Origin of the sequence: Corynebacterium pyruviciproducens ATCC BAA-1742 (genome assembly GCF_000411375.1) — a bacterium.
GTDB classification, from domain to species: Bacteria; Actinomycetota; Actinomycetes; order Mycobacteriales; family Mycobacteriaceae; genus Corynebacterium; species Corynebacterium pyruviciproducens.
Map to the genome: position 1 here is coordinate 94,428 of NZ_KE150448.1, position 13,326 is coordinate 107,753.

At 63.0% G+C, this 13,326-nt stretch carries 12 protein-coding genes; 5 read left to right on the forward strand and 7 right to left on the reverse strand.

The window, feature by feature from the left end; all coding sequences use genetic code 11:
* Positions 1-62: 62 nt before the first annotated feature.
* The 4 genes from HMPREF1219_RS09935 to HMPREF1219_RS09950 all read left to right on the forward strand — a co-directional run bounded on the left by HMPREF1219_RS09935 (position 63) and on the right by HMPREF1219_RS09950 (position 3,565).
* Entirely contained in the window at positions 63-1,001 is a 939-nt protein-coding gene (locus HMPREF1219_RS09935) for a metal ABC transporter substrate-binding protein (protein WP_016458801.1), read from the forward strand.
* A 79-nt stretch (positions 1,002-1,080) separates the two neighbouring features.
* Complete coding sequence (locus HMPREF1219_RS09940; RefSeq protein ID WP_016458802.1) at positions 1,081-1,845, forward strand: metal ABC transporter ATP-binding protein; 765 nt, start codon at positions 1,081-1,083, stop codon at positions 1,843-1,845.
* Positions 1,842-2,720 (forward strand): metal ABC transporter permease, encoded by an 879-nt coding sequence (locus HMPREF1219_RS09945; RefSeq protein ID WP_016458803.1) that lies wholly within the window; start codon positions 1,842-1,844, stop codon positions 2,718-2,720. The genes HMPREF1219_RS09940 and HMPREF1219_RS09945 overlap by 4 nt, the downstream gene beginning before the upstream one ends.
* A complete protein-coding gene (locus HMPREF1219_RS09950) occupies positions 2,717-3,565 on the forward strand; it encodes a metal ABC transporter permease (RefSeq protein WP_016458804.1) in 849 nt (282 codons plus the stop codon). Before HMPREF1219_RS09945 ends, HMPREF1219_RS09950 begins: the two co-directional genes overlap by 4 nt.
* On the opposite strand, the gene HMPREF1219_RS09955 is transcribed toward HMPREF1219_RS09950, so the two are convergent.
* Complete coding sequence (locus HMPREF1219_RS09955) at positions 3,540-4,046, reverse strand: DUF6912 family protein (RefSeq protein WP_016458805.1); 507 nt, start codon at positions 4,044-4,046, stop codon at positions 3,540-3,542. The genes HMPREF1219_RS09950 and HMPREF1219_RS09955 overlap by 26 nt on opposite strands.
* On the reverse strand, positions 4,046-4,456 hold the full coding sequence (locus HMPREF1219_RS09960; protein WP_040427742.1) for an HAD family hydrolase: 411 nt from the start codon (positions 4,454-4,456) through the stop codon (positions 4,046-4,048). Before HMPREF1219_RS09960 ends, HMPREF1219_RS09955 begins: the two co-directional genes overlap by 1 nt.
* Positions 4,457-4,598: 142 nt before the next feature.
* Here HMPREF1219_RS09960 and HMPREF1219_RS09965 point away from each other — a divergent pair, with 142 nt between their 5' ends.
* Positions 4,599-5,219 (forward strand): hypothetical protein, encoded by a 621-nt coding sequence (locus HMPREF1219_RS09965; RefSeq protein WP_016458807.1) that lies wholly within the window; start codon positions 4,599-4,601, stop codon positions 5,217-5,219.
* Positions 5,220-5,301: 82 nt separating this feature from the next.
* On the opposite strand, the gene secA is transcribed toward HMPREF1219_RS09965, so the two are convergent.
* From secA to mtrB, 5 genes are all read right to left on the reverse strand, one after another.
* Positions 5,302-7,893: a preprotein translocase subunit SecA gene (gene secA, locus HMPREF1219_RS09970; protein ID WP_016458808.1), complete on the reverse strand. Its 2,592-nt coding sequence runs from the start codon at positions 7,891-7,893 to the stop codon at positions 5,302-5,304.
* A 229-nt stretch (positions 7,894-8,122) separates the two neighbouring features.
* Positions 8,123-8,797, reverse strand: coding sequence for a ribosome hibernation-promoting factor, HPF/YfiA family (gene hpf / locus HMPREF1219_RS09975; protein WP_016458809.1), 675 nt, complete (start codon positions 8,795-8,797; stop codon positions 8,123-8,125).
* 188 nt (positions 8,798-8,985) lie between these two features.
* Entirely contained in the window at positions 8,986-9,591 is a 606-nt protein-coding gene (locus tag HMPREF1219_RS09980) for a ComF family protein (RefSeq protein WP_016458810.1), read from the reverse strand.
* A gap of 109 nt (positions 9,592-9,700) precedes the next feature.
* Positions 9,701-11,404, reverse strand: coding sequence for an LpqB family beta-propeller domain-containing protein (locus HMPREF1219_RS09985; RefSeq protein ID WP_016458811.1), 1,704 nt, complete (start codon positions 11,402-11,404; stop codon positions 9,701-9,703).
* Complete coding sequence (gene mtrB, locus HMPREF1219_RS09990; protein ID WP_016458812.1) at positions 11,401-13,320, reverse strand: MtrAB system histidine kinase MtrB; 1,920 nt, start codon at positions 13,318-13,320, stop codon at positions 11,401-11,403. The genes HMPREF1219_RS09985 and mtrB overlap by 4 nt, the downstream gene beginning before the upstream one ends.
* Between the last annotated feature and the right edge of the window lie 6 nt (positions 13,321-13,326).

Genomic DNA, 13,326 nt, shown 5'->3' on the forward strand with positions numbered 1-13,326 from the left:
GCGCCCGCCATCCTGAATGTGCCACGCGTGATCGTCACGTCCCCAACAAACAAGGTGGATCAATGAACCTGCTCAAGAAACTCGTAGCTACTGGAGTCGCAGCCGCAACAGCCGTCGGACTCACCGCATGCAGCACCGAAAGCAACGAGACCGCCGAGTCCCCTACTGGCTCACTCACCGTGGTAGCCTCCACCGGCTACCTCGCCGATGCCGTGCACAACATCGCCCCCGATGCCCAGATCACCACGCTGGTCAAGCCCGGTGGCGACCCGCATACCCAGGCCCTGACCAGCACCGACGTTCAGCAGATTGAAAAAGCGGACCTCATGGTGTGGACCAGCCATGACATGGAGCACAAGATGATGGACCAGTTTGACAAGCTCGGCGATAAGTCGCTGCCGGCAGCCGAGGCCATCCCGGAGAGTAACCTCCTGCCGTGGGAAGAAGACGGAAAGATCGAGGGCCACGATCCGCACGTGTGGAACTCCCCCGACAATTGGATCTACACGGTCGACGCCATCGCCGCTAAGCTTGCCACCATCGATGCTGCTCACGCCCAGCAGTACAAGGACAACGCCAAGGCCTACACCGATCGGATCGCCGAGCTCAAGGCGTACGGAAACGAGAAGCTGGGGAACGTGCCCGCCGATAAACGGTTCCTCATCACCGGCCACGATGCATTCAACTACTTGGGCAAGACCTTCGGCCTCGAGGTGCTCGCCACCGACTTCGTCTCGTCCGAGTCGGAGCTGTCCGCCCAGGCGATGGACGAGCTCGCCCAAACCATCGTGGACCACAAGGTGAAGGTCGTGTTTCAGGACAACCTCAAAAACCCTGAGGTAATCAAGCACTTGCAGGATTCCGTCCGCGCTAAGGGTGGCGAGGTGACCATCTCTGACCAGGTCCTCTACGCCGACACGTTGGGGGAAACCGCACCGGTCGACACGTACATTGGTGCCTTCCGCCACAACATCGATGCCATCGCCGAGGCACTGGCCTAGGCGCATCCCCACTCGGTGTACACCCCGAGCTAGTCCTGCCCACCGGGGTGTGCACCTCGACGCGTTACAAGGATCTTCCATGAACCACACCCTCCCCGCTGTAGAAGCACTCACCGTCACCGCTACATACGGCCCAGTCACGGCCCTCGACCACGCATCCATGACCGTGGACCCCGGCGTTATTCATGCCATTGTGGGCCCCAACGGGTCCGGCAAGTCCACCCTCCTCAAGGCCCTCATGGGGCAAGTAACCGTGACCGAAGGAACCGTCGTGTTCCGCGGCCGTCCTCTGGCCAAGATGCGCCAGGACATCGCCTACATGCCACAAGTAGCGGGCGTGGACTGGAACTTCCCGGCACGCGTCACAGACGTGGTACTCATGGGCACCTACGGCAGGCTCGGCTGGTTGCGTCGCCCCGGCGTGAAAGAGAAGACCATCGCCCGCGACAGTCTCGCTGCCGTAGGACTCACGGACCTCGCCCAGCGCCACATCTCCGCCCTCTCCGGCGGGCAAAAACAGCGCGTATTTGTCGCGCGCTTGCTGGCGGCTCAGCCCACAATCGCACTCATGGACGAACCGTTCGCGGGTGTCGACGTACACAGCGAGAGGATTATCCGCGACGCACTCACCACGCTCACTGCCAGCGGTACAACGGTCCTCCTCGTCCACCACGATCTCACTTCGGTGTCCAAGTTCTGCCACACGGCAACCCTCCTGTCCCGCGGACATGTGGTTGCCTCGGGGCCGGTGGGCGATGTGGTGACGGTGGACAACATCACCCACGCCTACGCGCTGGGACAAGGAGCACTAACCGGCGGCGTTTATGAGGAGCTGGCACTGTGAGCCTACTTTCGCCGTCAGATTTCCTCACCACCTACGGGTTCCTCACCACGTTCTTGGTGTGTGTCCTCGTCGGCGGTGTGACGGGAGGCTTTGGATCCTTCCTCTACTTGCGCGGGCAGTCCCTCATTTCCGACGTGGTCGGGCACTCCTGCCTGCTGGGAATTTCGGTGACGTTCATCGTCGCCGCCGTCTTCGTCGGTGCTCCCTCAACCCCGCTCCTCATCGTGGGTGCCGCAGTTTCTGGGGTGATTGCGGTGGGATTCACCAACCTCATTATCCGCTACACCCGCCTCGGCGGGGATTCCGCGATGGCCGTCACGCTATCGCTGTTTTACGGCGGGGCGATGGTCATCATGAACCTCCTCAACACTACTCAGCTGCAGGGGCGCGCCTCGCTCGGCCAGTACATCCTCGGCAACGCCGCCACTGCGCGGATGTCCGATATCAAAGTCATCGCCGTCATCGCGGCGGTGCTCCTCGTCATCGTCGTCGCTCTGTGGAAGGAGTTCTCCCTCCTCATCTTCGACCCGGCCGCCGCCCGGTCGATGGGCTTTTCGCCTGCTCTCCTGGAACCGCTCCTCTTCGCCGTTCCCGCGGTGGCTATCGTCTCCGGCATCAAGGCGGTGGGAATGATCCTCATGGTCGCGTTCACGATCCTCCCGGCGGCCACCGTCGGGTGGTTCTCCCGGACGTTTACCTCCATGGTGATACGGTCGGCCACCGTCGGCGCACTGTCCGGGGCTCTGGGGGCATACGTGTCCATCTGCCTGGGAAAAATCCCCACCGGGCCGGTCGTTGTTCTCATCCTCTTCGTGTGCTTCCTCGCCTCGCTGGCCTCGCGGGTGGTACTGCAAAAGAAAGGGGTGACGGTATGAGTTTCGCCGTCGCACTGTTCCTGCTCACCTTCGTCACCGCCCTGACGTGCGCGGTTCCGGGTCTGTTCATCGTCTTGCGCGGGCAGTCCATGCTGATCGACGCCCTGTCACACGCCGTTCTTCCCGGCATCGTCATCGGGGTCGCATTCACCGGCTCCCTCCACAGCCCGGTCATGACTCTCACCGCCATGTGCATGGGACTCCTCGTTGTGTGGGGATCGCACGAAATGCGCTCCCGCGGGCTCCTCATCGGGGACGCGGACCAGGGGATCGTATTCCCCGCCATCTTCGCCATCGGCGTTCTGCTCCTGTCCACGGTATTCGCTGGCATCGGAGTCTCCTCGGACACGGTGCTCGCAGGCGACCTCAACCTGCTGGCGCTCAGCTCCAATCACGTCATCGTCGGCGCGCTCGATATTGGCCCCGCGGACATGTGGATTCAGCTGGCCACTCTCGCCCTCATGGTGGCGTTTCTCGCCCTCACCGGCCGAGTTCTCACCACTGCCACCTTTGATCGGGCACACGCAGTGGCAATCGGGTTCCCCGTTCGCGCCGTGGAAATGGTGTTCATGGTGCTCATCGCCCTCACGGTGGTTACAAGCTTCTCCGTCGCCGGCTCCATCCTCGTGGTGGCGTTCATGATTTGCCCGGCTGCCACGGCGACGCTGTGCGCCACCACCCTACGTGGAGCGCTCGCGCTGACCGTCGCCATAGCGACGGTCAATTCAACGCTCGGCTTCGCCTTCTCGTACACGTTCGACCTTGCCACCGCTCCTACCCTCGCGGTGACGAGCGGTCTGACGTTTGTCGCCGTGTTCGCTACAACAGCTGCGTTAAAGCGTTGATCTCCGAGGGGTCATACCAGGCCAGGAAGTTATCCTCGGCATCGCCCACGGCGAGCTCCGCGTCCTCGTCGCCAAAATCTGCGGCGTCGATGAGCTCCACGGCTTTCGCCGTCGCCTCCTCGTTCGCTTCCGTGTCCACGTGAATTGCCGCCACCTGGTCCAGGCTCACCTGCGCGGGGGAAAGCCTGACCACCGCTTCCCCGTTGTCCGGGGTGAAGGTGACCTGGTCGTCCGGAACGTCGGCGGAAATAACTACCCGGCGATGCGGGAACCGTTCCTGATCGCCGATGGTGAGCAAGCGGATCGAGGCACGGGAAGCCTCCGTGAACGCGACATCGGCAATCTCTTCCTCGTCTCCAGAGGTAAAGAACTCCGTCAACGCCGGAGTGACAGCGAACGCCCACCCCGAGCGCGCGGAGATAACACCCGTCTCAGCCAGGTTCTCCACCATCGAGAACGTCGCCGGAATGTAGACGCGCATTAAAACTCTCCGTCGATATCAAACAGCCCGGTGATCTCCACCACGGCGCGGTCGAACTGCTGGTAAAACACACCCACCATGCCTGCCTCGACGGCACCACGGATGTTGAGGATGGAATCGTCGACAAGCACACAATCGCTGAGCGGGAGGTTGATCGCATCGGCGGCCGCTTGGAACGCCTCCTCGGTCGGCTTCTCCGCACCGACCTCGCCGGAGAGGACAACCGCATCCACGATGCCGCGATACTCCCACTCGCGAATCTCCTCGGCACCAGGGCCACCCGGATCGTTGGACAAGATGGCCAGGGCCACCCCCTCCTTGCGCGCTGCCTCAAAAAGCTGCCGCCAGCGACGCTGGGTCTCGACATCCTCGTCCAGGACGCCGACGTAGTCCACGATCATTCCACGCACGGTGCGATCATCTCTCTTTCACGATTTTTTAGTTTCACGTTTTGCCACCTCCACCCACCGCGGGTACCCAGCGGGGGTAGTTGCGCTGCGGGACCGGTGAGTTCGTGCGATAGTAGTTTACACAGTCTTCGGGAGGGAACTCATGACTTTAACACCTTTAGCTGGCTACCGGCTACTCCAGACCTACACTAAGACGCCCGCACCGGCACCCCAGCCACGCCTGCAAAAATACCACGGAAACTGCGAAAATGCCGCCCGGTACTTCACCACACGGGGCATCCAAATCGCGGTGGAAAAGTATTCGCTTCCCGCCGCGCCCGTCAGCAGGGTATCGGCGGCGGCTCGGCGCTCATTGTCCTCGCTGAGAAAGTCGCTTCCCCGGGCCTACCAGGTGACCGTGGAGAGCTTTTACTTCACCACCGGGCCGCAAGTGTCCGTCCCCGTGGCAACGGAGCAGGCGGACTCGTCCCCCTCCGGCACCGGGTGGCCTCCCGCCACGCGGTGCGCGGCGGCTCCTGGGGCACCCAGTTTGGCGGGCGGCGGCATGACCGGCCCGGACAGCCTCAACGCTGCGGCGCAGGAGGCCACTCTCCTCCTGGCAACTCCCCCACAGCCACAGGGCCAGGAACAGACCGGGCTGTGCCAGACGGGGTTCGCCCACGGGAGCATCCGTGCCTCGGGTACCTTCTACAGCTTCATCACAGCCGTGCGGGAAATTGTCCCCGGCGGCCCCTGCCAGCTGCACACTTTCCGCATGTTTTAGCTAAAGTCACGCAGCCGACGCGGGTGCGCACGACAAAGCCCCATCCCGAGCAAAGCTGGGATGGGGCCTGTGCGGAAAGCGACTAGTCAGAAACTTGGCCGTTCGCCTCAGCCTGCTGCTGGGCCGCCGCCGCGGCGGCTTCCCGTGCGGCCTTCACCTGCGGCATGATCTGTGCACGCAGGAGGAACAGCTGACGTACGGTCTCTTCCTTGATGGCGTCCTTCATCGCGCGGAACATGTCGCCGCCCTCCTTCTGGTATTCCACCAGCGGATCGCGCTGCGCCATGGCGCGCAGGCCAATGCCCTCCTTGAGGTAGTCCATCTCGTAGAGGTGCTCGCGCCACTTCTGATCGATAACGCCGAGGATCACCATACGCTCAATGCTGCGCATCTGCTCGTCGCCACCGATGGAGCCGACGGCCTCCTCCAGGTGGTCGTACTGCTCGTTGGCATCGGCCAGGAGTGCCTTCTCCAGGTCCTTGGCCTCGAGCTCGCCGGGCGCACCGTACTCCGAGCCCTCCACCAGGGACTTCCAGCTGAAGGTGGGGCCGTACAGGCGGGACAGCGCGGTCCACAGCTCGTCCAGGTCCCAATCCTCCAGGTAGCCCTCTCGGGTGGCGCCGTGGACGTAGGCGGAGATGGTCTCGTCCATGAAGTTGCGGATCTGCTTCTCCAGATCGGCACCCTCGAGGATCTCGCGGCGCTCGCGGTAGATCACCTTGCGCTGCTCGTTCATCACCTCGTCGTACTTCAGCACGTTCTTGCGCATCTCGAAGTTCTGCGACTCGACCTGGGTCTGCGCGTTCTTGATGGAACGGGTGACCATCTTGTCCTCAATCGGCACGTCATCCGGGACGTTGAGCCGGTTGAGCAGGTTCTCCAGGGTCGGCCCCACAAAGCGCGTCATGAGGTCATCGCGCAGCGAGAGGTAGAACCGGGTCTTGCCGGGGTCACCCTGACGAGCGGAACGACCACGCAGCTGGTTATCAATACGACGGGAATCGTGGCGCTCCGTGCCGAGCACGTACAGGCCACCGGCCGCGCGCACCTTCTCCGCGTACTTTTCCGTGCGCTTCTTCATGCGCTCGATCTCCGGCTCCCACGCGGCCTGGTACTCCTCCGGGTTGGCCACCGGGTCAAAGCCACGGTTGCGCAGGTTGATATCGGCGAGGATATCCGGGTTACCACCCAGCACGATATCGGTACCACGGCCGGCCATGTTGGTAGCCACCGTGACGTTGCCGGGTAGGCCTGCCTGGGCGACGATCTCGGCTTCTTTCTCGTGGTACTTGGCGTTGAGCACGTTGTGGCGGATGCCACGCGACTGCAGCAGGTGGGACAGGTACTCGGAGCGCTCCACCGATGTGGTACCAACAAGCACGGGCTGGCCGCGGTCGACGCACTCGGCGATATCGTCGGCGACGGCCGCGAACTTGGCCTCCTGCGTCTTGTACACGAGATCCTGAAGGTCCTCGCGCTGGTTCGGGCGGTTGGTGGGGATCGGCACCACGTTGAGCTTGTAAATCTGGTGCAGCTCGGCGGCCTCGGTCTCAGCGGTACCGGTCATGCCGGACAGCTTGTCGTAGAGACGGAAGTAGTTCTGCAGCGTAATCGTGGCGAGGGTCTGGTTCTCCTTCTTGATCTCCACGCCCTCCTTCGCCTCGATGGCCTGGTGCATGCCCTCGTTGTAGCGACGCCCCTTGAGCACACGGCCGGTGAACTCGTCAACGATGAGCACCTCCCCGTCACGGACGATGTAGTCCTTATCGCGGGTGAACAGCTCTTTGGCCTTGATTGCGTTGTTGAGGTAGCCCACGAGCTGGGAGTGCTCGGGTGCGTAGAGGTTGTCGATGCCGAGTTCGTCCTCAACAACCGCGATGCCCTCTTCCTTCACGCCGACGGTGCGCTTGCGCTCGTCCACTTCGTAGTGGATATCGCGCTTGAGCTTGGGCACGATGTTGGCAAACGCCGTGTACCACTCGCTGGTGGCATCGACGGGGCCGGAAATAATAAGCGGGGTACGGGCCTCGTCGATGAGGATGGAGTCAACCTCATCCACGATGGCGTAGTGGTGACCGCGCTGGACGAGATCATCCAGGCTGCGGGCCATGTTATCGCGCAGGTAATCGAAGCCCAGCTCGTTGTTGGTGCCGTAGGTAATGTCCGCGTTGTAGGCGCGCTTACGCTCCGGCGGCTTCATCTGCGAGAGGATCACGTCCGTGGTGAGCCCCAGGTACCGGTGCACACGGCCCATCCACTCGGAGTCGCGCTTGGCCAGGTAATCGTTCACGGTAACCACGTGGACACCCTTGCCCTCGAGGGCGTTGAGGTACGCGGGGAGAACACAGGTCAGGGTCTTGCCCTCACCGGTTTTCATCTCGGCGACGTTGCCGTAGTGCAGCGCCAGACCACCCATGATCTGTACGTGGTAGTGCTTCTGCCCAAGCACGCGCCACGCCGCCTCTCTGGCTGTGGCGAACGCCTCGAGGAGGAGATCATCGACGGTCTCCCCGTTCTCGATACGCTGCTTGAACTCACCGGTCTTGGCCTTCAGTTCATCGTCGGTGAGTTTTTCATATTCCGGCCCGAGGGCAACTACCTGATCGGCCAGCTTGGAGAGTCGTTTAACAACCCGACCTTCGCCGGCACGCAAGATTTTGGACAGTCCGAACACGTGCTCTTAGTATCCTTTTCGCTAAAAATGGTCAGTTCAAAGTTAGTACTCGTTGTGTATTGTACGCACACGATGACCTACACCTATCACTGGAACGGCTATTGAGCCACTATCCACACAATACAGTCCGTAGAGCGCAGGACAAATACGAAACCGGGCCCCGTGTGGGGACCCGGTAGATATGAGACGGTGTCACGCATTAGCGCGAGCGCCTGGATAAGGCGTTGGGCTAGTCTTCGTCGACAAGCGCGATGAGACCGTAATCAAAAGCGCGACGGCGGTAGACAACGGACGGGCGACCAGTCTCCTCGTTGATGAAGAGGTAGAAATCGTGGCCCACGAGCTCCATCTCACTGAGGGCATCGTCCACGCTCATCGGCTTGGCGGGGTGCTCCTTGCGGCGCACAATCTGGCCCGGCAGGACGTCGTCGACAAGCCCCTCGTAGGGATCCGTATCGTAATCGACGGCCTTGGCGCGGGCCTCCTCAGCCTCGTGGGCGAGCTTGGCGGCCTGCTGGCCGGTGCCGAGCGGGGCACGGTGACCCTGGTGGCTGATGGACCGGCGGACCTTCACCTTGCGTAGGGAGCGCTCCATCTTTGCGAGGGCAACCTCGAGGGCTGCGTAGAAGGAGTCCTCCTTGGCCTCAGCACGGGCAATGTGGCCCTTGCCGGTGGCGGTGATTTGGATCTTGTCGGCGCGGTCAGCCCGGCGCGGATTCGGCTCGTGCTTCAGCTCAACATGGAAGTAGTTGAGGGTGGGATCAAGAACCGAGATCTTGGCAAGTTTAGAGTTGACGCGCTCTTTGAAGTGTTCGGGAACCTCCACGTTTCTACCAGTGATGACCACTTGGATGTCGGGGCGCAACTCCTCGCGCTGGGTTTCGTTGTGTTCTGGCTGTGTCATGAGAAACCTCCCGGCCAAATTGGGCACCGCCACTTGCGAGTGGATCGGTGACTAACAAAACGTACACCTTTAGTTTACATCCGGTCATAACCATTGGGTAGAGATTTTCTTATTTTGGCTACGCTCTCAGCGAACATTTCTCCCACCGTGTAGGAACTCACAGGTTAATGGCGGGTTAACAGCCACCCCTACGCGTGGGCGAGCGTGAGCGCACCCACCACTCGCCCGCCGCGAGCCCCCAGCGCTAGCGCCGTCGCGTCGAGGGTCGAACCTGTGGTCACGATGTCGTCGACAAGCAGGAGAGGTCCCGACGGTACCTCACCCACAACAATCTTCCCCATGAGGTTGCGGTGCCGCTCCGCCGGATCCAACCCCACCGAATCCCGCACCGTTCGTGCGTGATGCACGCAGGGCACGCACGGGTGACCCGAGTGACGGCACACGTTCTCCACGGGGTCGCCACCACGCCTGCGGGCGGAGCTCCGTCTCGTGGGTGCGGGAACGAGCGTCACATGTTCCGGAAGCTCCCCCAGCTCAACCAAGTAGGTGACCGCAGCCCCCACGACGGCCCCGAGGTAGGGCCACACATCGCGCCGACCGCGCTCCTTCGAGTGAATGAGCGTGTGCCTGCGCACCCCCGCGTAGGGCCCGAGGCTCCACACGGTGAGCTCGCCGAACCGTGGGGACACCTGGTGGGGAACCCGCGACCACTCGCGCCTGCACGTAGTGCACAGCGTCTCCCCCGGCGCGCCACAGCCGGCGCAGCGCCGGGGCAGCAACAGTTCGAAAACCATAGTCTGACAATGGCACACCTCCCCGTGCCTCGCCACCGGTAGAGCGACCACGCGGCGGTTGGGCCGGGCCGGGCAGGCACCACCCTGCCCAGAACGTGCCGGAGCCAGTTTACTCAGGGACGATGGGGGCGGCGCGGCGCGACTGGAGGCCCGGCACCTCGCGCCAGAACGACGTGCTCCCGCTGTTATTGGGCAGCTGCCGCATCGAGCGCGCGTCGGTGACGAACATGGTTGAGCTCGTAGAGGCCACAGCCACAACGGGGGCGGTGAGGTTCACCGATGGCTCGATCTTCACGGCGGCACCGTCCGGCTCAACCCGTACGACGGGACTATCCGGGGAATTAGTCCCCACCAGGAGGCTGCCGTCGTTTTGCCAGTCGAGGCTCAAGGCGGTGCCGGAGATGCCTGGTGCGATTTCGCGCATGTTTGCGATCCTGCGCTCGGCGGGGGTGGGCCTGGCGACGGTGCCCACGTACACGTGGTTATCCACGATCGCGGCCACGCGCACGCCAGAGGTAGATACCCTCAGCACCGAAATGGGTTTATCAAGCTCATCAAAGGGCACCGCCTGGACGATGGATTGGGATAGTTCGCCGGATTCCGAGGAGCGGGTGACGCGGACAATCTGCTTGCCGTCCACCACAGTCCACATTGCGGAGCCACCGTATTCGAAGCTCGGGCGTGACAGTGTCTGCGCTTCCAGCACCTTGGTGAACGGCCCATCGAGGGGCCCCATGCGGAGCACGGACTTATCCTCCTGTTCCTTTGTCACCACGCCGAGGAACCCGGACGATGAGGCGATGGAGGCAGATTCGATGCCGGTGAGCCCGTTATTTACGGGGCTGGCGGAGTCTGCGGTGACAAGGTGCAGCCGGCCGTCGGTGAGGGCGTAGAGGCTGTTGACGGAGCCGAGGGACCCCTGCGGGTTGTACTCGGCGAAATCCTCTGTGGTGAGCCCCGCGCCGTCGCCGTCGAGGAGCACTCCGTCCACCTCGAGCTTGTACGGCCCCTGCACCTTGGCCGCCTCGAGGGTCCACACCACCTGCGCGGCGATCCTGTTGAGCTGCTTATCGTCCACCGCATCGACCCCGGTGAACACGTGCACGCCGTCGCGGGTACCTGAGTACACGGCCTCCGGCTTGAGGTCGGTGATGACTCCGGGTTTGAGGGAATCCCGTGGCCCGTTGGTGAGCATCCGGATGAGGGTAGTGTCAACGGCGGTCTGCTGGTTGTACACCCAGCGCCGGTCGCCCTGGAGCATCCGCCCCGTAGGTTCAAAGAAGTACAGATCGTAGGGCTGGTAGTTGTTGCGGAACGTCGAGCGCTCCACCACAACTCCGGCGGGGAGGCTCTCAATCCGCCACTCCCCGTTCACGCGGACGAGCTTGTATTCCTCCTCAAAGCGGCCGTCTTCCAGCTCATACACGCCACCTGTGGTGAGTCGCCCTACTTCCTCGCCCCGCACGGTAAACACGATGCGGTTTGGGTCGTTGGACACCGTGGAGGAGATGTCCTCGATGGAGCGCAGGATGGTTGTGCCCTTCGAATCGTCCCACGCCGCCGCGGCCTCATCGGTGAGGTAGAGACGCGCCGCCTGGTGCATCTGGGTGGGGTTGGCCGATTGCGAGAAGAAACTCTTGAGCAGGAGGTCCGGCTCCTGCCCCTTCTCCGGCCCCACGGGCTCCTCGGCCACACGGGAGCGTTCGTACTGGTGGAGCACCTGCGGCTCGGAATCACCGGGCAGCGTTGCGCACCCGGAAAGCGCGAGCACTACAACGCTAACCACCCCGCATACCTGTGCGTAGCGTCTCATCGGTTCTCCTCGCTTCTCGTCTCGTCCGATTGACCGGCGGGCTCACCTTCGTGGTTCTCGTCCATTCCTCCTGGCCCGTCTCCCTCACCGCCGCCTGCCGCTTCCTGTTGGAGACGAACCTCGTGGGCGTGGAGCATCGACGGGGTGACCAGCGTGCCGGGCGGCAGCGCGCCATCAGAATCGGTGGAGGACGCCGAGGACGGCTCGGGTTCGTCGGACGCGTCGGCTGCTACCCCAGGCTCGGTGGCGGGCAGCGCCTGGTGTCCCTCGCCTGCCACCTCGTTGTCATCCGCCGAATCGTTTTCCACGACCGCGAAACCCTCTTCCTCGTGCAGCACGCCGCGCAGCACAAGATCCGATTCCGGTTCCTCACGCTTCGGCGGGTGTTTGGGAATGGTGACGGTAAACGTGGAGCCGACTCCCCATTCCCCTTCTGCGGTGATCGAACCGCCGTGCAGGAGGGCATCTTCGCGGCTGATGGCGAGTCCCAACCCGGTTCCCCCGGAGTGCCGCTTGCGGGAGGGATCGGCGCGCCAGAAGCGGTTGAACACGAGCGCTTCCTGCCCCGGTTTGAGGCCCACGCCGTGGTCTGTCACGGAAATGGAGAAGTGATCGGAGGACTCTACCAGTTTGACGTTGATGGGGTTGGATTCCGAGTGGTCGAAGGCGTTGGCCAAGATGTTGCGCAGGATCCGCTCGATGCGGCGGGCGTCGACGTGCGCGAAGACGGGCTCGTCGGGCACATCGAAGGTGACGGGCGCCCCCACTTCCTCGGAGAGGTGTTCCACTTGGCTCCACGCGGATTTGATGATGGAGCGCACGTCGATGCGCTCTTCGGAGAGCTCGGCAACCCCCGCATCGTGGCGGGAGATTTCCAGGAGGTCATTGAGCAGTGCTTCAAACCGATCCAGCTCGCGCACCATGAGTTCGGCGGCACGCTTGGTGTACGTATCCAGCGAATCGGAGTGGTCGTAGATCATGTCCGCCGCCATGCGCACCGTGGTCAGCGGCGTGCGCAGCTCGTGCGACACATCGGAGGTGAACTGGCGTTGCAAGCTACCGTATTCCTGCAGCTGGTGGATCTGTTTGGAGAGCGATTCAGCCATCGAGTTGAAGCTGATGGCAAGGCGCGCCATCTCGTCTTCGCCATCGACAACCATCCGTTCCCTCAGGTGGCCGGAGGCAAACCGCTCGGCGATGCGGCTGGCCGAACGCACGGGCATGGTCACCTGCTGGGTGAGGAGCCACATGATACCCACGAGCAGAACAACGAGCACCACGCCACCAAATGCGGCAATACCCCGCATGAGCGCCAGTGTGGATTCCTCCGCCGTCAGCGGCATGATGAGGTAAAGCTCCACCCCTCGGATATCCGTATCGGTGGGGGTGCCGATGACCAGGGCCTTGTATGAGCTCCCGTCGCTTTTGCGGAACGTGTCAAATTCGTAGGCGACGTTTCCTTGCCCGTCTCGCACCATCGCCTGCAGCGAATCGGAGATGGTTGGGCCGTTGGCTTCCGGCGCGCTCACCATGGAGCCGTCCGGGTTGGGCGCCAGCAGCACGACATCGTACACACTGGACTTCTCTGCGGCGGTGAGATCTCCCCCGTTGGAGCCCGATGACCGCGAAGAATTGACGGACGCGCGGGCGGAGTTGAGCCGTGTCTGGATGGAGCTGGACGCATCGGTGGCGGAGATTTGCGTCTCCACCGTGGCGGCAGCCTGGGTGATCTCGTTGGACGCGGCGGAAACTTTGGCGGAGAGCAGCCTGTCTGCCACCACCGTGGTCATCCCGAAGGCAAGGAGGGCGACAACCACGAGCGACAGTAGCAGGATCGATCCCACAACGCGCACCTGTAGCGAGGTGCGCCACTGCTTTGCGAGCCGGTCTCTCAGCGCGATGAGCTTGGTGAGCACGGGGTT